At 62.2% G+C, this 19,545-nt stretch carries 16 protein-coding genes; 13 read left to right on the plus strand and 3 right to left on the minus strand.

The genetic code is table 11. The annotated features are described in order from the left end of the window. The first annotated feature begins 102 nt into the window (after positions 1 to 102). From BKG76_RS16540 to BKG76_RS16565, 6 genes are all read left to right on the plus strand, one after another. A complete protein-coding gene (locus tag BKG76_RS16540; RefSeq protein WP_083338062.1) occupies positions 103 to 402 on the plus strand; it encodes a WXG100 family type VII secretion target in 300 nt (99 codons plus the stop codon). A gap of 39 nt (positions 403 to 441) precedes the next feature. Further along, positions 442 to 732 (plus strand): WXG100 family type VII secretion target, encoded by a 291-nt coding sequence (locus BKG76_RS16545; protein ID WP_236737575.1) that lies wholly within the window; start codon positions 442 to 444, stop codon positions 730 to 732. Between the two features lie 210 nt (positions 733 to 942). Next, positions 943 to 2,400, plus strand: coding sequence for a neutral zinc metallopeptidase (locus BKG76_RS16550; protein ID WP_236737576.1), 1,458 nt, complete (start codon positions 943 to 945; stop codon positions 2,398 to 2,400). A gap of 170 nt (positions 2,401 to 2,570) precedes the next feature. Then, positions 2,571 to 3,326, plus strand: coding sequence for an LmeA family phospholipid-binding protein (locus tag BKG76_RS16555; protein WP_165611522.1), 756 nt, complete (start codon positions 2,571 to 2,573; stop codon positions 3,324 to 3,326). 290 nt (positions 3,327 to 3,616) lie between these two features. Then, positions 3,617 to 4,645 (plus strand): DUF4878 domain-containing protein, encoded by a 1,029-nt coding sequence (locus BKG76_RS16560; RefSeq protein ID WP_070938568.1) that lies wholly within the window; start codon positions 3,617 to 3,619, stop codon positions 4,643 to 4,645. A gap of 276 nt (positions 4,646 to 4,921) precedes the next feature. Continuing rightward, on the plus strand, positions 4,922 to 5,914 hold the full coding sequence (locus BKG76_RS16565; RefSeq protein WP_070938569.1) for a DUF4878 domain-containing protein: 993 nt from the start codon (positions 4,922 to 4,924) through the stop codon (positions 5,912 to 5,914). Positions 5,915 to 5,941: 27 nt separating this feature from the next. On the opposite strand, the gene BKG76_RS25420 is transcribed toward BKG76_RS16565, so the two are convergent. Beyond that, positions 5,942 to 6,931, minus strand: a complete 990-nt coding sequence (locus tag BKG76_RS25420) for a sensor domain-containing protein (RefSeq protein ID WP_083338066.1) — start codon at positions 6,929 to 6,931, stop codon at positions 5,942 to 5,944. A gap of 215 nt (positions 6,932 to 7,146) precedes the next feature. On the opposite strand from BKG76_RS25420, the gene BKG76_RS16580 reads away from it, so the two are divergent. Next, positions 7,147 to 8,316, plus strand: a complete 1,170-nt coding sequence (locus BKG76_RS16580) for a DUF7373 family lipoprotein (RefSeq protein WP_131815821.1) — start codon at positions 7,147 to 7,149, stop codon at positions 8,314 to 8,316. 65 nt (positions 8,317 to 8,381) lie between these two features. Next, positions 8,382 to 10,379: a serine/threonine-protein kinase gene (locus BKG76_RS25465; protein ID WP_070938573.1), complete on the plus strand. Its 1,998-nt coding sequence runs from the start codon at positions 8,382 to 8,384 to the stop codon at positions 10,377 to 10,379. Between the two features lie 18 nt (positions 10,380 to 10,397). On the opposite strand, the gene BKG76_RS16590 is transcribed toward BKG76_RS25465, so the two are convergent. Further along, positions 10,398 to 11,447: a helix-turn-helix domain-containing protein gene (locus BKG76_RS16590; RefSeq protein WP_131815822.1), complete on the minus strand. Its 1,050-nt coding sequence runs from the start codon at positions 11,445 to 11,447 to the stop codon at positions 10,398 to 10,400. Between the two features lie 579 nt (positions 11,448 to 12,026). Here BKG76_RS16590 and BKG76_RS16595 point away from each other — a divergent pair. The 5 genes from BKG76_RS16595 to glmM all read left to right on the plus strand — a co-directional run bounded on the left by BKG76_RS16595 (position 12,027) and on the right by glmM (position 17,981). Continuing rightward, positions 12,027 to 14,141 (plus strand): ATP-binding cassette domain-containing protein, encoded by a 2,115-nt coding sequence (locus BKG76_RS16595; RefSeq protein ID WP_207543767.1) that lies wholly within the window; start codon positions 12,027 to 12,029, stop codon positions 14,139 to 14,141. 115 nt (positions 14,142 to 14,256) lie between these two features. Next, on the plus strand, positions 14,257 to 15,363 hold the full coding sequence (locus BKG76_RS16600) for an RCC1 domain-containing protein (RefSeq protein ID WP_070938576.1): 1,107 nt from the start codon (positions 14,257 to 14,259) through the stop codon (positions 15,361 to 15,363). Between the two features lie 234 nt (positions 15,364 to 15,597). Then, on the plus strand, positions 15,598 to 16,041 hold the full coding sequence (gene rplM, locus BKG76_RS16605) for a 50S ribosomal protein L13 (protein WP_070938577.1): 444 nt from the start codon (positions 15,598 to 15,600) through the stop codon (positions 16,039 to 16,041). After that, a complete protein-coding gene (gene rpsI, locus BKG76_RS16610) occupies positions 16,038 to 16,559 on the plus strand; it encodes a 30S ribosomal protein S9 (protein ID WP_078280276.1) in 522 nt (173 codons plus the stop codon). The genes rplM and rpsI overlap by 4 nt, the downstream gene beginning before the upstream one ends. Before the next feature lie 102 nt (positions 16,560 to 16,661). Then, positions 16,662 to 17,981: a phosphoglucosamine mutase gene (glmM, locus tag BKG76_RS16615; RefSeq protein WP_070938578.1), complete on the plus strand. Its 1,320-nt coding sequence runs from the start codon at positions 16,662 to 16,664 to the stop codon at positions 17,979 to 17,981. Here the strand turns inward: glmM and BKG76_RS16620 are convergent. Beyond that, on the minus strand, positions 17,978 to 19,492 hold the full coding sequence (locus BKG76_RS16620) for an alkaline phosphatase D family protein (protein ID WP_070938579.1): 1,515 nt from the start codon (positions 19,490 to 19,492) through the stop codon (positions 17,978 to 17,980). The genes glmM and BKG76_RS16620 overlap by 4 nt on opposite strands. Between the last annotated feature and the right edge of the window lie 53 nt (positions 19,493 to 19,545).

Below are 19,545 nucleotides of genomic sequence, written 5' to 3' on the forward strand. Positions count from 1 at the left end.
GACGGTAGGGCCATCGTATGTAGTTGTAAGGACAAAACCGGCCAGAAACCGGAAGTCACACCCGTGACTGGCCGGGCCTGGGGAGAACAGGGAGGTTATCGAATGACAATGGAGCAGGATCTCGGGGCGATCATCAAGGCCGAGTCGGATATCAATGGTCGGCATGATGAACTTTCAACGCTGACAACGCGGCTTCAGAATGAGTGCGAGAGCGTGCCTCACTCCGTATGGCAGGGCGGCGCACGGCAGTCCTTCGACCAGGCTGTGGCCCGGCTGCACGAAGAGATGCGCAAGACCAATCAGTCGCTCGCGATGATTGGCGAAGTGATGCAGGGCAACCGGAAGCACGTCGAGGAGGAAATTGCCAACCAGCAGCACTCCATCGGCGGCATCGCGCAGTAAGCGCCAATACATCCACGAAGGTAATGGGAGGAAATTGCAGTGAGTGACGTAATTACATATGACCACGCTCAGATCAACGCCCTGGTCGACCAACTGAAGAGTATCGCCAACAACTACTCGCAGACCCTTGCTGACCTTCAGCACGATGTCGCGCCGTTGGCCCATAACTTGGGTGACGACGCAGGTGCGTACCAAGAGGTTCAGAAGAATTGGCACCAGCAGGCCGACACGGTTCATCAGATCCAGAGCCAGCTGAATTCCGTTGTGGATCAGGCTAACTCGGACATGCACCAGACCGACAAGTCCAACGCGGGCCGCTGGCACGGCTAACCTTGCGTTAGGAAGTAGCTCTGTGGGGCCTTGGTGGAGGAGAGCCACCAAGGCCCCACAGTTTTTTGTGCACCAGCCCCCGTGAGCGGGGTACATGCAGGGCCTAGTAGTGGGTACGCTTCATGCGCTGAACTAATTCCGTCCAGGGGACAGTGCGCGCCTGCGCCAGGCGCCGCTGGAGGTCGGTTCAGCCGGGAGGGAAGGTATATCTTGATTCGAGGTTTCCGCACAGCACCGGCCGTCGTCGCGGTGGCCATTTTGCTTGCTTCTTGCAGCGGTACGACAGTGGCGGGGGAGGCGATTTCGCCCGTTTTCGACCCCAATAAGGCCGGCGGTCTGGTGGTCACCGAAGGGCCCAGCGGGATGCGCACCGGTGCAGCTAGCCCCTCCGGGACGGTCGATAACACCGACCACGGTGCAATGGACAAACTGGCGCTGCTGTCGGTCAACGACCTACAGGAATTCTGGAAGAAGGAATTCTCCTTCAAGGAAGGCTCATTCGAGGCCATCACTAACCTGGTCTCGTACGATTCAAACGATCCGTCGAGCCCTAATCTTTGTGGCAGCGCCACCTACGGCGAACCGAACGCGTTCTACTGCCACCGAAACCGAATGATGGCCTGGGATCGTGGCGCCTTCTTGCCTGCCGGGCAGAAGTATTTCGGCGACATTTCGGTCCCCGGGGTCATCGCCCACGAGTATGGGCATGCGATCCAGCGGATGGCGCACCTGGTGGGCTTGTTCACCCCGACCATCGTCTCCGAGCAGCAAGCCGATTGTTTCGCGGGCACCTACATGCGTTGGGTCGCCGAAGGTTCGTCGCCACGCTTCGCCCTGAGCACTGGCGACGGCTTGAACCATGTCCTGGCAGGGCTGATCGTGATCCGTGATCCCGTCTACACCCCCAAAGATTCCGACATGCTCAAGAACGGACATGGGACCGGATTGGATCGGGTCACCGCGTTCCAGATGGGATTCACCTCCGGGGCTCAGGCCTGCGCTGCCATCGACTACGACAACGTCAAGGAGCGTCGCGGAGACCTGCCGATGTCGCTGCAAGTCGGCGAATCCGGAGGCCCCCAGGGCGCCGAAGCCTCAATCGACAAAGACACCATCAAGACGCTGGCAGAGTTCCTCGCTACGACATTCAAACTGGAGAAGGAACCATCCATCTCGTACGACACGTCGTTGACGTGCAGCAGCGCCACTGCCACCCCGCCGGCGTCCTACTGTCCATCGACCAACACCATCACGATCGATCTCGACAAGCTCAAAGAGATGGGCTCGGCAGCCAACGAGTCCAAACACGTGCTGGTGCAAGGAGATAACACCGCATTCTCCATAGTCATGTCGCGGTACATGCTGTCGTTACAGCATCAGAAAGCAGGCTACGACCTGGACTCGACGGCGGCAGCTATGAGGACCGCGTGCCTGACCGGTGTAGCGCAACGCAAGATGGCCGAACCAGTGAAACTGCCATCCGGGAACAGCCTTCTGCTCGCGGCTGGTGATCTCGATGAGGCGATCGCCGGTTTACTGACCAACGGTCTGGTGGCAAGCGATGTCAATGGTAAGGCTGTCCCGGCCGGGTTTACTCGCATCCTGGCCTTCCGCGCCGGACTATTGGGTGACACCAACCAGTGCCTGAGCAGGTTCAAGACAGTATGACCAGCCAGCCTCCCTGGCCGCCACCTCAGCGTCGTCCCCAGCAGCGCCCGTCTGCGGGCATGTATGGGCCGCCGCCGAATCCCCTTCCGCCTGTGGGTGGTTACGGATATCAGCCCCCGCACCACAGGCCACCGCAACCGCCCCAGCTCGGGCACCATGCACCGCCTCCCATGGTCACATCGACACCCCCTACCGGGCCGCAGCCTCCCCGTCGCCGTAGATGGCCACTGATCGCGGCGGTCGTGGCGCTGATAGTGGTGACACCCGGCGGTGCTGAATGGCTCGTGCGACACAGCGCAACATCGCTGATCCTTGACAATGTCGAATGCGTTACCGGCGACACCGCCGATATTGCCTTGGGATCCAAATCCATGCTCTGGCAATACATCACGGGAACAATCGATGAGATAGGGATCCGCACCGCAGGCAATCGGGTCCGCGCTGCCCGTCAACTGAGAATCGAGGCGACCTTCACCAGCGTCAGCACCGCCACGCCACAGACAGCACGCCAAGTCGAGGCCACCCTGACCTGGCCCACCGCTGGGATTACCGCGACCATCGAGGAGAATCTCGGCTCGCTGGGCTCACGGATATCGGTTAGCACTGACAGCTCCGCCGGCCAATTCACTGTCAAGATCGACACACCCCTGGGCGATATCCCGATCAAGGCAACCCCAAAAATCACCAACGGCAAAGTGGGCGTTGAGATAACCAACATTCCCGCATCCATACCGATCCCCGGATTATCAGCTTCCACTATTCAGGCAGCCCTGGACTCGGTGGCTGACCGACTGACCGGCGAATACCCGTTGGGGCTACAAGCCGATTCCGTGGAAGTACTTGCCGACGGAGCACGCGCTCACCTGCGCTCATCAGGACCCGTGACCATCGCGAGCACAGGTTCGGCCTGCTACCAGAACAGCTGACCAGAAAGGAAACTGGCCAAATGACGCAGCCACCCCGCCCACCCCGCCCACCCCGTGACCCACGGCAAGGCTCCTCGGGCGAAGAACCCACCGTCATCACGGGCAGCAACTTCGGTAAGTCCGCGCCCGTGCGTCCACCATCGCCCGTCTCGCCGCGGCCATCAGCGCCCAGCACATACTCGGGGATATCGCCCCAACAGCGGCCCGGCGAACGCTCCGGTGTTGGCCCAGTGGCTCAGCCCTATCCGGCTGGACCTGGCCAGCAGCAACATCCGCCAGCAAGTCGGAACATGCCGCCGAAGCGCCCGGGTCCGTTGGCCAACCTGCCCCGGAAGCACCTGATAATCGGCGCCGGCGCGATCGCGTCTGTAGTGCTGCTGATTGTCGTAATTTCATCGCTATCCGGAGGCGGAGCGTCCGGGGGCAAGGCCACCAACGCCGCCGACGCCGTCAAAGGCTACCTAGAAGCCCTCGCCGCCGGAGACGCCAACCGTGCTCTGTCGTTCGGCGCCGATACCCCAGGATCGAAGGACTTCCTGACCGACGATGTACTCAAGCAGCAGATCGCCGTCTGGCCGATTACCGACATCCAGATTCTGGAGACCGACGTCGTCGACGCCTCAGATACAGGCAGAGTGCACGCCAGTGCAAAATTCGGAGACAGAACCTCTGACGAACAGATTTACGTCAAACGTGTCGACGGCGGGTGGAAGGTGCAACATTCCAGCACCAAACTCAAATTCGAGAACAGCGGCAAGAGCAAGATCATCAAGATAGCGCGGCTATTCGGTAAGTCAGTGGAAGAAAAGCAGCAGGCTTATGTGTTCCCGGGATTCATCGACTTGAGGTCCTCCAGTCCCAACATCGACCTGATCTACCCGCCCGATGACGCGCTACTCAAGAGCGTCGCAACCACGGGCGAAACCGACACCCAATACTCGCTCAAATCTCAGATGTCCGACAAGGGCAAACAAGCAACCCAGGGCGCGCTCAAAGCGGCGGTAGATGTTTGCGCGCGGTCCAAGCAACTCGATCCACCCAACTGCCCACAGGGGTTCCGCAGCATGGGGAACTACTACGTCGACGGCACTGTGACCTGGACGGCGCCGGACACCGCGCAAATGGATTGCCGATACGACCCCTACGAGCTGAACTGTTCCTACAGCGGATTGGAGGACTGGCCGTTCTCGGCGGATCAGAAGGATTACAACGGCACACCGAACGGGAGAAGAGAGAGCGGCAGTAGATCGGGGTGGATGTACACCGAGAAGATCGACCTGACCCAAACAGACATCAAACTCGTCTGGCAGAAACGTTAGAACCAAGCCCCAACTAATAAGACGGGCACCATGCCACAGCGTCCCCGCCAGCCCCATGGGCCCAGCGATGAAGAGCCCACTGTCATCACCGGCGGCAACTTCGGTATGCCATCGCCTCCAGTGCCCCCGGTGGGTGCGCGCGGTGACCGACCGCGCGGTCGGCTACCTGAACCGCCGCTCCCGCAGTACCACTCGCCATTCGGCGCCGCGGGGCCGAAGACACTCAAGTCACGAGTCAACCTGTCCCGCACGATTCTTGGCGCCGGCGGGGCCGTAATGGCCGTTGTCGCAGTCGTGGCGGGCGTCGCTCTGTGGCCATCACCGGACCAACAGCCAGACGCCAAACCCCAGGCGTACCAGACAGGGGATGCCAGCTCATCTTTGGCGGCGGCGAAGACACCCGGAGACGCGGTGAAGGGCTATCTGGAGTCGTTGGCGGCGGGAGATGCAGACAAGGCATTGAGCTACGGTCGCGGCCGGCCCGGATCAAAGGAATTCCTCAACGCTGAAATCCTGAAAAAGCAGATCAGTGCGTGGCCCATCACCTCCATCCAAGTCCTGGAAACCAGAGTTGATGAGCACGGTCAGACCAGGGTGCACACGAGCGTGAAATTCGGCGATAAGAGCTCCGATGAACAGGTTGCTGTTGTTCAAGCGGACGGCGGCTGGAAATTGCAATACCCGATATGGAAGCTGACATTTGCGGATCCCGATAGCATGAGGGTCGGGAAAATTACGCAGGTGTTCGGCAGGCCGGTGAAGGAAAAACAGCAGGTGTACGTCTTTCCAGGGTTCCTTGGGCTCACCGCGACAACACCGAACCTTGATCTGGTCTACCCGTCTGATGACGTGATGTTGAAGAGCATCGCGGGCTCCGCCGCGGAAGAAGCCTCGCCGATGATCACGGTAAAGCTGTCCGCGATAGGCGAGCGAAACATCCGAAGCGGGTTCAAAGCGGCCATTGATGCCTGTGCGCAATCCAAACTCCTCAAACCTCCAAACTGCCCTCAGAGCTTGGGTGGTGAGGCCATAAAAGATATCTATGTCGAAGGCAGTGTCACTTGGACTTCCCCTGACGTGTCGCAAGCCAACTGCACCTTCAACGAGCTCGAATTCACCAGCAAATGCTCAGACAAGCAGATCTGGAAATATGCGGTGGACCTAGCGGACGGTAGCGGTCGAGAAACCGGAACCAAACCAGTTCCGATGAACACAAAACCAATCGACATGAGGCCGCCCGAACTCAAGGTTGAAGTGCGGTCCTACTGAAGATCAGGTCGCAACGCGGCCACCCGACTAATGCACTGTCTGCCTGATCTGGCGGGCGATATCGATCGCTTGGGTCGTGATGTCCTTGGCGCAGGTTCGGGTATCGATGACCACGTTGGCGACTGTCGTGATGGCTCGCTGGCAGACCATCCCGTCGGCGGCAGGGTCTGGATTGGTGACGGTCAAGTAGTTGATGTCTTCTTTGACGCTGGTGGGGCCTATTCGGGCTTTATCTGCCGAGCCGTCGTCGTTGCGCAACGTCACGATTTTGCCATCGCACGAACCCCAATCGGCGACGCGTTGATCGAAGAACTTACGCGCTGCATCGGCATCGGCAAATGTTGAGACGACCTGTAACACGTTGTGTGAGCGCGGGCTGACGGGCTCATGGATGGCTTGCACCGCGATTCCGCTGGGCCCGCCATTGAACGCGCTGTAGGTGTTGTCTTCGCCAGGTAGGAAGGAGCCGGCGCATTCCTGCGGTGTGAAGGTGCCCGGCCTCAGCGCGCGTGAGTAGGTCTCGCTCGGGGGTGCAACAAGGTTCGTGGTGCCCATGATGGTGTTGATCGTGGCAGGTGCTAACAGCAGTGTATTGACGGCGCTGTTAGCTACCACCGTGGGCGGCGGCAAAGGTGCGGGCGGCGGTGGCGGAGGGGACGTTTCGGTGGTTGTAGCGGTTGTAGCGGCGGTGACGGATTCGACTGAGGCGACCGACGGTGAGGCGCTCGGTGAAGCGGACTTGGACTCATCGGTGGAGTACTTGACAGCGACCGCTGCAGCCGCGCCTACGACAACAACCACGATTCCCGCAGGAACCGCCCAGCGCCGCCATGCTGGATTCTGTGTGGGTGCAGCTGCAGGCGGGGCTTGTTGTTGCCATCCGGATGGTCCGCCCGGAGACGGCCATTGGGGCGGTGGGGGATACGACCCAGCTGGCGGACTGGGCGTTGACACCTGAGTGGGGTCCTCGCCCGGGCCCGCGGCTCCTGAGGTTGGTCCGTAAGGCGGTACAGTCATGGCCTCACCCCCCTTTCTGCAACTCCCCGCCGATATTCCGGCACGCTGTCTGCACGATAGCGCACTGAGAATTGTATATTTGCTCGGTTGACCAACGCCGCAACATTCGGCGAGGCAGAGGGGGCTGGTTTCGAATGCACGCACTGAACAGAAATCTTGGATGCTTGTTGGTGGCGTCGGCGGTTGTCGCCGGCGGGGTGGGATGCAGCCGTGATGTGGAGGGCGCGGCGACAAAACCCAGCGACGCGCCAGCGGGCGTCGACACCTCGCTGTTGAACACCGGGAGTTATCCAACTAAACCAGCAGCGCCTCTGGGGCCTGCCGGTAACGATGCCAACGGCCGTAAGCAGGAAGGCGCCCGGATCGCCTGGGTTACGGTAACCCCTTGGGAGGTTGATCCTGGCCTTGTCAAAGTGTGGCAGGACCCGGTGATCCTCAGGCCCGGCTCTCTTGCGGTGAATCTGGGGGAGCGCACCGGAAAAGATGTGTGGAACATTGCATTTGACGCTGGATTCGTTGCCGGGTTCGCAACCGATCGCAAAAACGCGGATCCCGCCGCCCCGAAGCAGTGGCTGCAGAACGCGGTGCTGCAGTTCCCCGACGCGCAAACAGCCTCCGCGACCGCCTCGGCTATGACGGACAAAATCCTGGCTGGCGGCGAAGAGCACCCTCGGCGCAAGATCCCGATCCCGGGGCACCCGGATTCCCTTGCCACCCAGACGGATTTGTCGACGTACGAAAAGCCAGGTGGCAGTAAAGAATCCGGAATCAGTATCACCTCGTTGACACCGAGTGGTTCGTTCATTCTGTATCAGCAGGCAGAGGCCGTGAGTAGCGATGTTGCGGCAGGCGTTGTCTCGGCGACACTGGATCAGCAGGTACGGATGATCGATGGATTCGCGCCAACGGAGGTGGCGGCCTTGTCGAGTCTGCCGCAAGATCCAACTGGGCTACTTGCCCGCACACTGCCCATCCCGGAAGGTAAGGGCAGCAACATAAATAGCAAGCTTGTATGGGACGCCCGTACCTTCCTGAACTTCCTTACCGATTCGCCGGTCGATATGAGCCAACTCTTCAAAGACACTGGTTTGCAGCTTGTTTCAACATCGCTGGCCGATCTCTATCAAACAGGAGATGCGCAGGGTGCCAAGCGGCTGCGTGATGCCCAAATCAAACAGCTCGGCGTCGGGCCCAAGGCTTACAAACCCTCGGACCGGGTGCAGTATCTGCCTGACAGCGCGTGCTTCGAGGCAACTTTTCCCACCACGCAGAAGTTCACCTGCTATAGCGTGTTCGAGAATTACACCTTCAACACCACCGCAGCTCAGCTCATCGACGCACAACAGCAATTGGCCGCGCAGTACCGCATTCTGGCCGACAAGTAAGAAGCCGAGCCCGGAGCCGGGTGCCGGCTGGCGTGCAGGAGTGGTGGAACACGGAAGGAATTGATGTGGCGCTAGACCCAGGATCGTTGGTGTCGGGATACCGGATCGACAGGGTCTTGGGCGCTGGCGGTATGGGGACTGTATATCTGGCTGACAACCCTGTATTGCCTCGAAAAGATGCCCTCAAGGTTCTCAGTGCCGAGTATTCGCACGACGGCCAATTCCGGGCCAGGTTCCAGCAAGAGGCCGATCTGGCTGCGGGCCTCGACCATCCCAACATTGTTACCGTCTACAACCGCGGTGAGTCGGCCGCCGGACAACTGTGGATCGCGATGCAGTATGTCGCGGGTAGTGACGCCCACAAAGAGCTGGACGCCGGTTTGATGACCGCCGCGCGTGCGGTCCGGATCATCGTGGAGGTAGCTAAGGCTCTGGACTATGCCCATCGCCGTGGCCTGATTCACCGCGATATCAAACCCGCGAACTTCCTACTTGCCCCCGACTCCCATGATGACGAGCGAGTGTTGTTGGCAGACTTCGGAATTGCCCGCCTGCGTGATGCCGGATCGCATCTGACCGCGACGGGTGCGGTGGTTGCCACAGTTGCATATGCGGCCCCAGAAGCGCTGTCCGGGACAGATATCGATCACCGGGTCGACATATATGCGCTGGGCTGTGCGCTGTACCGCATGCTCACCGGCAAGACACCGTTTGGCGGAGGCGGCAATGCCGCGACCGTCATCGCTGCCCATCTTTCCTCGCCGCCACCGCGGCCGACCGTGGACTGCCCTGGGCTGCCTCAGGCATTCGACGAGGTCATAGCCATCGCGATGGCCAAAGATCCCGCTCGGCGTTACCAAAGTGCAGGCCAGCTCGCTGCCGCCGCGACTGCCGCATTGCGCAATTCCGCGACAGCTCGGCCCACAATCCAAGAAGGGCCGACCGAGCAGGTCTATTCGCAGCGTCACCCGGTGCGTCACGCCGGCGAGATGCAGAGCTACCCGAGTGCTCTGTACTCGGTCACCATGCCGCAACCTTTCGGCCCGGCGCAGACCGCGCCCTCGTCCGGAACATTTCCGGAGCCACCATCGGAACCGCTTCCGCGCTCGGGCCGTGGTCGGTTGGTCTGGGCCGCCGGTGCGGCGTTGGCAGTTGTCGGGGTCGCAGTGACAAGTGTTCTCCTGTGGCCGACAGGCTCTCAATCGGCTTACCAGGCACAAACATTCAGCCACATCTACGGGCAAACGCAGGTCGTTGCCCGGCCCAACGCGCCGGCGGCGCTCGGTGCAGGTGATGCCGATGCGGTGGTGTCATTGGGTGCTTCGCCGTCAGTCCTGGCTCTGAGCAATTCGACACTGCCCGCGTGGCTTGAAAAGAGGCTGACCAACAAGCCCAAGATCGTGCCCAATCCGGCCGCCGCGGCGGTCGGTGCAGCCCAACCCGATGCGATCATCGCGACCAGCGACATCAACGAAGGCGCGTACAAGGACCTGTCCGCCATCGCACCGACTGTCGCGCGACCAGCAGATCATCCGGGCCCGGGGTGGAGCTGGCAAGACCAACTCACCTGGGCCGGCCGGGTTTTGGGTCGTGAGGAAGAGTCTCAGCGGCTTATTGACCAAGTCGATCAGCAGCACAGCGCCATCCGCAAAGAACACCAGGCATTCACCGGCGTGACGTTGGCCGTGGTCAACAACGCAGATGACGGAGTCAGCGCTTATCTCGACGACAGCCGGATCGCTGCCTACTTACGCGATATCGGGTTCAGCTATAGCCAAGGGCTCCGGCGCACCGCCAACGACGCTGGCGATGTTCGCGCAGGTGATGGCGCCCTCGGTTCGTTTTTTGTTGGTACCCCGACCGCTCTTATCGTGGTACGCAGCGACCGGAAGGCGGGCAAAGGTAGCTACGAAGGACTTCCTGCGGGTTTCACTCTTTTTCAAGGCCCTATCGTCATCGTGGACAGTCCGGATGTCATCACGGCTATCAGCTCGGGCGGCTATGCCGCAAGTGAGTACCTCGACTCAACACTGGTTACCGCCCTGGCGCAGCAGTTCAAGTAACGGGCGCGTGGGCCGTCGTCAGTTCGCCAGGTGGTTCAGCAGGTGGGTCAGCGCAACTTCATCAGCTGGTGCGACATCGGTGCCGGCCTCTGCGGCAGTCACCGCGTCTATAGGGATGGCTGCGGCTGTCGCCATTTCTTCCGCGGTCAGCCCGCTCAGATATCTTGTGGCATACAGCCGCTGGCTGAGATAGGCGCCACTGGACTGCGCAGCCAACAGCATCACCTTTCGGTATGCGCGGCGCACGTTGCTCAAGATTCTCGCGAATTCAGGGATACCGTGCGAATGCTGGGCAGCACGCTGGCAGAGTTCCTCGACGCGCCGTAAATCGTCGGTGATCGCGTTGGCCCGGGCGGGCAAGTCTGCGCTGTCGGCGCCGGGCAACGTATCGATTCTCGGCAGAATGGCTTGTAAGGCAAGCTGTGCAGCATTGGCGAGCAGCGGCACTTGTCCAGTGCTGGCCACCAGGCTGGTGGCGTCATTGTCGTCGGGGCCTTCGGTCCGGGTACGGCCGTCCCGGATCCGGGATAGCGTCCCTACCGGCCAGCCATAGGCTCGCTCAAGTTTGGCCAAGAGATCATCACCGGGCCAGAGTTCGTGCTCCTCAAGCCGAGTACTTGCGCCCGGATCCATCGTGCTCGCGTCCGCTAGACCCGGCAGGGTCGCATCTTCCTGATCGCTGAGCTGCGCTGCTGCCCGCGCCTCACGTAGGACGCCTGGGTCTAATTCTGTTGTTTGGCCACGGCGGTGGCTCTCCGTCAGAAACGTCACCGACTGTTCCTGTCCGGGAAAACGGCAGGTAACAGGCTCTACCACGCTGAAAGATGCCCGAAGCTGTCCATCGACGAGAACTTCTCGACCTGCGACCACGCCCGTCCAATAGGCGCCAGTCTTGCTCAGCACTACGTGCGCTCCGGGGAGAGAGTCAGGAGCGATCTGGATGCTGCCGTTGTCCCCGATTCCCACCACGAGCGACTGAGCGCTCGGGTGAAAGGTATGGGTGTCATCGCCAACAATGACCAGCAACTGTCCCAGTGGAGGTTCGATCACCACGGTTTCCTCGGTCAAGTGGTTCTCGTCTCTTTCCGATGTATTGCTTACATGTGTTCCCCAGTGAAGCATGGATGCATCATCGGGCTCTGTCGAGATCACTCATTTGGCTTCATTGGTCTCCGTTCTATCGAGTGTGAAATCACCGCTGATTCTTTGCGCGGTGGCGCGTCGCGGCACGTCAGAGCCGGTGTGTGATTCCGTGTTAGCCTGACGCTTGTTGAAGCGTCTCCGCCGCTGAGGGGAAGCTTTACGGAGGGGACGGGGAGTGAGGGGACGGGGAGTGGATGTCGAAATCAGCGTCGGTGCGGCAGGCATCGATAGTTTTGGGGCAGTGATGCGGGAGGAGTCCTGGTGAATTCGCCACGTGACGACGAGGAAAGAACACGTTTCATCCCACCATCCAATCGGCCGCCCCGCCGTCCGGAATCCGTCGATGACAGGACGACGGTCATTCCCCCGCGGCGCCCCGGCCCGTCTGGTAACTCAATGCCTGGTCCACCGAGACCCCCTGCGCCGCAGTATCATCCGCATCCGCCGCGCCCCTCCCGGCCTGCGGGCAGGGAACATGATCGGCTAGAACGTATCACCAGTGTCGTGCGAGCGGTGGTACCGCCGCGGCCGGCCGTGCCCCCGGTCAACGCGATAACCATTGGTCGCTCCACGACCAATACCTTTGTTGTTGACGACCCCGTTGCTTCGCGAGTACATGCCTTCTTGGTGCCCACTTCCGCGGGTCTGGAGCTGCGCGACAACAGCAGTGGCAATGGCACCTACGTCAATGGACATCGCATCACCGCGGAGATTCTGCGCCAGGGTGATGTCATCACTATCGGCAACACCGACCTGATTGCGCGGGGTAACACCCTTGAATACCACACCACCGCGCCGGATTTCCGTGGCGTTACTGGCTACGGAATCACTCTGGATATTGACGGCAAAACTCTCCTCCATGGAATCTCGTTCACCGCCAAACCCGGGACACTGACTGCGGTAATCGGTCCGTCTGGTGCCGGTAAGTCCACGCTGAGCAAGCTCGTGGCGGGCCTGTATACCCCCACCGCAGGGCGGGTTAGCTTCGAAGGCCACGACATCCATCGCGAGTATGCGTCGCTGCGCACCCGAATCGGCATGGTTCCTCAAGACGACGTCGTGCATCGTTTGCTGACCATTGAGCAGGCGTTGACATACGCCGCGCAGCTACGCCTGCCCGATGATTTGACCGACGCCGACCGCTCGCAGGTGATCGAACAGGTCCTTGAGGAACTAGAGCTGACCAAGCACCGACACACGCGCATCGACAAGCTCTCCGGCGGTCAGCGTAAACGTGCCTCCGTGGCCATGGAGCTACTGACCAGCCCGTCGCTGCTCATCCTGGATGAGCCGACTTCAGGCCTGGACCCCGCGCTGGATCGACAGGTGATGATGCTGCTGCGCAAGCTGGCCGACGCCGGTCGTGTTGTTCTGGTGGTCACCCACAACACGGCCCATCTAGACGTCTGCGACCAAGTGCTGCTGCTGGCGCCGGGCGGCAAGACAGCATTTGCCAATGCGCCAGCGCATATCGGTCGTGAGCTCGGCACCACGAACTGGGCCGATATCTTCGCCCGCGCCAGCGCCGACCCCGATGGGGTGCACCACGATTATCTGCGGCGGCACCCGCATCCGCCGACCCCGCCTATGCCTCCTGCTGGTGGCCCGCCACCGCATCCCGAGCGGCCCCCGTCGAACTTCTACCGGCAGCTGTGGACCGTCGCGCGTCGTCAAGCGCACCTGATTGCCGCGGACCGCGGATATCTGGCCGTGTTGGTCGGTATTCCATTTCTGCTCGGATTCGTTGCGCTCGCGCTACCGGGGGACCGAGGGCTCGGGATCGCGGACCCAAAAGACCCCAGCGAAGCCATCACGGTTCTGGCGGTGATGAGTCTTATCGCTGTATTCATGGGCACCGCACTGACGGTGAGAGATCTGGTTGGAGAGCGGCCCATCTTCCAGCGCGAGCAGGCGGTCGGTCTGTCGGCCTCTGTCTACCTTGGTGCCAAGCTGGGTATCTACGGTGCTATCGCCGCCGCCCAGGCAGCGGTGCTGACCATCATGTTCGTGATCTTCAAGGGAGGGCCGACTCGAGGAGCGGCGGCCTTGGGTAGCCCCACCTTCGAGCTGTACGTGACCGTCGCTGCCACGGCCATCGTGTCGGCGGTGTTGGGCTTGGCGCTCTCAGCGATTGCCAAGTCGGAGAACCAAGTCCTACAGATGATCGTGGGTGTCCTTATTGCCTCCGTCGTGTTCTCCGGCGGGCTTATCCCAGTCACTGGGCGCGCGGTGATGGAACAGATCGCCGGTCTTTTGCCCGGACGATGGGGATTTGCGGCATCGGCCTCCACCGCAGACCTTCGGGCCTTGAGCCAGTTCGCCAAAGATGATGTGCTGTGGACACATAGTGCTGGCTGGTGGTTCCTTGACATGCTCATGCTCGTCACTATTGGCTTGTTGCTGACTGGATTCGTCCGCTGGAAGCTGCGATTGCCGACCACTGGCACATCTTCGGAACAGCCTGATCCCGCGGTGATTGTCGGGGTGGCGGTCGCGCTCGCGGTGGGGGCTGCGGTGCTCTTGTGCGGCATCATCGTTGGCACTCGGAGCCACACGGACCGTCCGACCGATGGTGTTCGGCCCGCTGTCACCACGCCGGCTGTTACACCGGTGACCTGACCGTCACGTCGGATGTCAGTCAGGGTGAGCAGATGGGCCTCGGGAGCGACGGACCTACGCAGTGACTGCAAACCGCAGGAACGTGGCGTATCTAGTTGCGGCCACATTGATGTCGGTGATTGTCACCGTTAGCGGGGTTCTCACCTACATGTACACCGGCAGCGGTAGCGACAGAGCCACTTCGACCGTCGCCACGGGCCCACCTGTGGCGGCACCGACGACTGCTAGGGAAGTGAACCGTTTTCCCGTCGCGCGGCTGTCTACTTCTGGGCTCGGCGGGTTTTGTGCGGTGCTCACCACGGGTAGGGCTTACTGCTGGGGGCAGGAAGTCACGTCCTTCACTCCCCAGTTGGTTCAGATAAGCCCGGTTGAGCAGATTTCGATCGGATGGGTGACCTGCGTCATCAGCCGTGGTGAAGTGTGGTGTTGGCAGAACCACGGCGATGGAAAGCCGTCTAAGCAGGACGGCGTTGTTGGCGCGACGGCCATCGCGACGAGTGTGCATACCACCTGTGCGATTGCTGGGGGTGACGTTTACTGCTTGGGTGCCAACAGCGCCGGCACGGTTGGCGACGGCACCCATGAAACCCGCGACGCGCCTACCAAAGTCAACGGCCCAGTCGGTGCGACCGCGCTGACGCTCGACACCTCGACCGCATGTGCCGTGGCTAGTGAGGATCTGTGGTGTTGGGGCGATAACACGTTTGGGCAATTGGGCGATGGCACCAAAGCGGAGCCGCCGGATCATCCGGTGAATCGGCCGACGCCTGCCAAGGTCGTTGGGCTTGGCCGGGTGACGGGCGCCTCTACCGGTGGTGCCCGTACCTGCGCAATCAGCAATGGTGACTTGTTCTGCTGGGGCAGAAGCATGCTCCAGCTTTCGCTGGATAGTTTGACGCCCACTGTTTTGCCGGCGTTCGGCAAAGTGACTGCCGTGTCGGTGGGGCAGGAATCGATATGTGCGATCCGAGGTGATGGCGCTGTTGTGTGCGGGGGAGATAATCGTTGGGGCAGGCTCGGGGTCAGCGGGGAACCCAGGATCAATGAGGTTGTGGTGGTCAAGGGGATCAGCGAGGCGACCGCTATCGCGGCAAACGTCAGGTCTACCTGTGCCGCGACCGTGGCCACCACCTACTGCTGGGGCGGTAACGATGCTGGCCAGCTCGGTGACGGCACGACGACCAGCCGCAAGGAGCCGACATCGGTGCGGTGGCCCATCTGAAACCGAGAGAACCCCGGTTCGATTCGTGGGCTGTTGGATGTGGCAGGGGAGTGACCGCGTTTTGACCTGCGGCGACGTGTCCCGGTAAGCTTCCCCGTTGGCGTGCGGTATGTCATGCACACGAGGCTCGGGTCACCACTGGTCGCCGAGATCAACCTCCACCGCGCTCCGTGACCAGTCCCTCCGAACGGATGAAACCGTCCGGGGTTCCACCCGAGTAGACAAGGAAAGACTGTGCCTACCTACACGCCGAAGGCGGGTGACATCACCACGAGCTGGTATGTCATCGACGCCACGGATGTAGTGCTCGGCCGTCTTGCCGTTCAAGCAGCCACCCTGCTGCGCGGCAAGCACAAGCCGACCTACGCCCCCCATGCCGATGGTGGCGACTTCGTCGTCATCATCAACGCGGAGAAGATTGCCCTCAGCGGCAAGAAGCTCACCGACAAGTTCGCCTACCGTCACTCGGGCTTCCCGGGCGGTCTGCGCAAGCGCAGCATGGGCGAGCAGCTGGAGAAGTTCCCCACCCGCACGGTGGAGAAGGCAATCATCGGCATGCTGCCCAAGAACAAGCTCGGCCGTCAGATCGAGCGCAAGCTGAAGGTGTACGCCGGTGCCGAGCACCCGCACGCCGCACAGCAGCCGATCCCGTTCGAGATTAAGCAGGTGGCTCAGTGACCGATATCGCCGAAGAGCAGACCCCCGCAGAAGACGCTGCGAACACCGACACCGCTGACCAGGCGGTCGTCGAGGTCGTGGTTGAGGAGACTGAGGTCGTCAAGGCCGCTCCTCGTGGGCCCGTCGTCATCGACAAGCCCATCCAGACCGTCGGCCGCCGCAAGGAAGCCGTCGTTCGCGTCCGCCTCGTTCCCGGCACCGGCAAGTTCCACCTGGATGGCCGCAGCCTGGAGGAGTACTTCCCCAACAAGGTGCACCAGCAGCTCATCAAGGCCCCGCTGGTCTCGGTGAACCGCGTCGACAGTGTGGACATCTTCGCCCACCTGACCGGTGGTGGCCCCTCGGGTCAGGCCGGCGCGCTGCGCCTGGCCATCGCCCGTGCGCTCATCATCGTGGAGCCCGAGGACCGTCCGGTGCTGAAGAAGGCCGGCTTCCTGACTCGTGACCCGCGTGCGATCGAGCGTAAGAAGTACGGCCTCAAGAAGGCCCGTAAGGCGCCTCAGTACTCGAAGCGCTGATCGATCCTGTTCGTCCGCGTATTGCGCCGGCACACACCCTGTGTGTCGGCGCAATCGCGTTTATTGGGCCGGTTGGATGACCGGTTATGGAAGGTTTAGTGCATGGGCTCACTCTTCGGCACGGACGGCGTTCGCGGTGTCGCGAATGCAGACCTCACGGCCGAGCTAGCGATCTCACTGGGTTCCGCCGCCGCGCGATCGTTGGCGAAGGGGCAGGCCACCGCGGTCGTGGGCCGCGATCCGCGCGCCAGCGGTGAGATGCTGGAGGCGGCGGTTGTCGCGGGTATCGCGGCAGAAGGTGTGGACGTGCTCCGGGTCGGGGTGCTTCCCACTCCGGCGGTGGCCTACCTGACAGGCGCGTATGGCGCGGCGTTCGGTGTCATGATCTCTGCCTCGCATAACCCCATGCCGGACAACGGGATCAAGATCTTCGGCGCCGGTGGTCACAAGCTCGACGACGATGCCGAAGACGCCATCGAGGCGCAGCTCGAGGCTCCTGCGGTACGTCCGACCGGCGCGGGAATCGGACGGGTGCGTGATGCCGCGGACGCTCTCGATCGGTACCTGCACCATGTCGAGAACGCTGGTACCCACCCGCTGGGCGGGGTCACCGTGGTGGTCGACTGCGCGCATGGCGCGGCCTCCGATGCGGCACCGCTGGCCTATCGGGCGGCGGGTGCGCATGTCATCGACATCAATGCCGACCCCGATGGGCTTAACATCAATGACGGCTGTGGGTCAACACATCTCGGCCCGCTGCAGGAGGCTGTCCGCGCCCACGGTGCACATCTCGGGCTAGCGCACGACGGCGACGCCGATCGATGCCTCGCCGTGGATGCCGACGGGAGCGTGATTGACGGCGACGCCATCATGGTCGTGCTTGCCGCGGCGATGGCCGAAGCAGGCGAGCTGACCGACAACACCTTGGTCACCACGGTGATGAGCAATCAGGGGCTGCACATCGCCATGCGCGCCGCGGGCATCGACGTCAAGGTGACCGGGGTCGGCGACCGGTATGTGCTGGAGGAGCTGCGCGCGGGCCAATTCGCCCTGGGCGGTGAACAATCCGGCCACATCGTGCTGCCGTCCCTGGCCACCACCGGCGACGGTATTGTCACGGGCTTGCGGCTCATGTCCCGCATGGCGCAAACGGGTAAGTCATTGGCCGAGCTCGCATCCGCTATGCGCACCCTGCCGCAAACGCTCATCAATGTGCCTGTCTCGGACAAGCACGTCGTGGCGCAGGCGCCCGAGGTGCTTGCCGCCGTCGCCGCGGTGGAATCCGAGCTTGCCGGCAATGGCCGAATTCTTTTGCGTCCCTCCGGGACCGAACAGCTGGTCCGCGTCATGGTGGAAGCGGATGAGCAGTCGACCGCGCAGCGCCTCGCCGAGCGGGTGGCTCAGGTGGTCGGCGCGGTTTAGACGCGTGCCAGGGTGCGTGTGTACAGCGCCGAGCCCGCCGCGTCGCAGAGGGTGACGGTCAGATCGCCGCTACCGCCGTCGATGTCGATCTGCCCGAAGTGTTGATAGCCGTCCAGTGGTGACTGCTGATCGGCGGGGGCTGCGTGGACGAAATCGGCTCGTGGACCGAAGGTTCCGTCAAGCACGGCCTCCTTCCCGGCGCCCGCGTTGAGTGGACCCGAGACAAATTCCCAGAACGGGTCGAAATCTGCGAAGGCCGCTCGCGCCGGCGAGTATTCGTGCGCCGCGGTGTAGTGCACATCGGCCGTCAGCCACACCACGTTGCGCACCTGGCGCGCCTTGAGTTGCGAGAGAATGTGCGCCAGTTCGGTTTCCCGTCCGAGCGGTGGACCGTTGTCGCCGTTGGCGACGGCCTCGAAGTCGGTCTTGCCGTCGGGTACCACCAGCCCCAGGGGCAGGTCGTTGGCAACGATTTTCCATACAGCCTTCGATGAGGCCATGGCGTCGATGAGCCATGTGGTCTGACGGTCACCCAGGATGGCGCCGTGTTGCTGCCGGTTGGGGGAGTTGGGGTCTTTGTAGCTCCGCATGTCGAGAATGAACACGTCCAGCAGCGGTCCGTACGAAACCCTTTGGTATACGCGGCCGTCCACCGCTTCGCGGGGTTCGAGCGGTTGCCACTCGTGAAATGCCCGGTGGCCACGCTGGGCAAGTACGTCGACACGTTTCTCGGTGTACTTGTCGTTGTCGAGAACCTCGCCCGGATACCAGTTGTTGATCACCTCGTGGTCGTCCCATTGCACAAGCTGCGGCACGTGCGCGTTGAAGTACCGATAGTGGGCATCGCTGAGGTTGTATGCGTGCTGGCCGCGATACTGGTCGAGGGTCTGCGCGACAGCGCTTTTCGCCTCGGATACCTCGTTTCGCCAGATCCGCCCGTCGGGCAGGGGCAGCGTCTCCGGGATCGGCACATCCGCGTACGCCGTGTCACCGCTGTGAATGAAGAACTGCGGATTCCGCTCAGCCATCGTGCGGAAAACCCTCATTCCGCCGATATCGGGATTGATGCCGAATCCCTGTCCCGCGACGTCGCCGGACCAGATCAGCCGCACATCCCGTGCCGACGTCGGTGCGGTCCGGAAGACGCCCGTGAGCGGCTCGCTCAGCGTTCCTTCCGAGTCGAGCGTCACCCGGTAGTGCACCTCGGCGTCCGCGGGAAGACCGGTCAGGCGCAGCCGGCCGGTTCCGTCGGTTTCCGGGGTGAGGGCGGGGCCGGTGAAACGTTGCACATCCGTAAAGCGTTCGGTGGCAGCCGTTTCGACAATCATGGTGGCGGGCCGATCCGAGCGGGCCCAGATCACCGCGCCGTCGGTGCGGGGGAATCCGCTGGCGACTCCGTGCGTCAGCCTCGGCCGCGTTGTCACCAATGCGGGTCCGCACGCGGCCGCCGGGGCAACCGCGAGCCCCAGCAGGGCGGCACGCAGCACCGTGCGACGCGGGACGACTGTCATCCCACCACCTTCGAGGTGATGGGCGAACGCACGCCGAACGCTGGGCGAACGGC

It is taken from the genome of Mycobacteroides franklinii (assembly GCF_001853795.1).
GTDB classification, from domain to species: Bacteria; Actinomycetota; Actinomycetes; order Mycobacteriales; family Mycobacteriaceae; genus Mycobacterium; species Mycobacterium franklinii.

Excerpts from the sequence above, each read along its gene's own strand:
- BKG76_RS16540 (WP_083338062.1), top strand. The coding sequence starts at position 103 with ATGACAATGGAGCAGGATCTCGGGGCGATCATCAAGGCCGAGTCGGAT.
- BKG76_RS16555 (WP_165611522.1), top strand. The coding sequence starts at position 2,571 with ATGGTCACATCGACACCCCCTACCGGGCCGCAGCCTCCCCGTCGCCGT.
- BKG76_RS16560 (WP_070938568.1), top strand. The coding sequence starts at position 3,617 with ATGCCGCCGAAGCGCCCGGGTCCGTTGGCCAACCTGCCCCGGAAGCAC.
- BKG76_RS16565 (WP_070938569.1), top strand. The coding sequence starts at position 4,922 with ATGGCCGTTGTCGCAGTCGTGGCGGGCGTCGCTCTGTGGCCATCACCG.
- BKG76_RS25420 (WP_083338066.1), bottom strand. The coding sequence starts at position 6,931 with ATGACTGTACCGCCTTACGGACCAACCTCAGGAGCCGCGGGCCCGGGC.
- glmM (WP_070938578.1), top strand. The coding sequence starts at position 16,662 with ATGGGCTCACTCTTCGGCACGGACGGCGTTCGCGGTGTCGCGAATGCA.
- BKG76_RS16620 (WP_070938579.1), bottom strand. The coding sequence starts at position 19,492 with ATGACAGTCGTCCCGCGTCGCACGGTGCTGCGTGCCGCCCTGCTGGGG.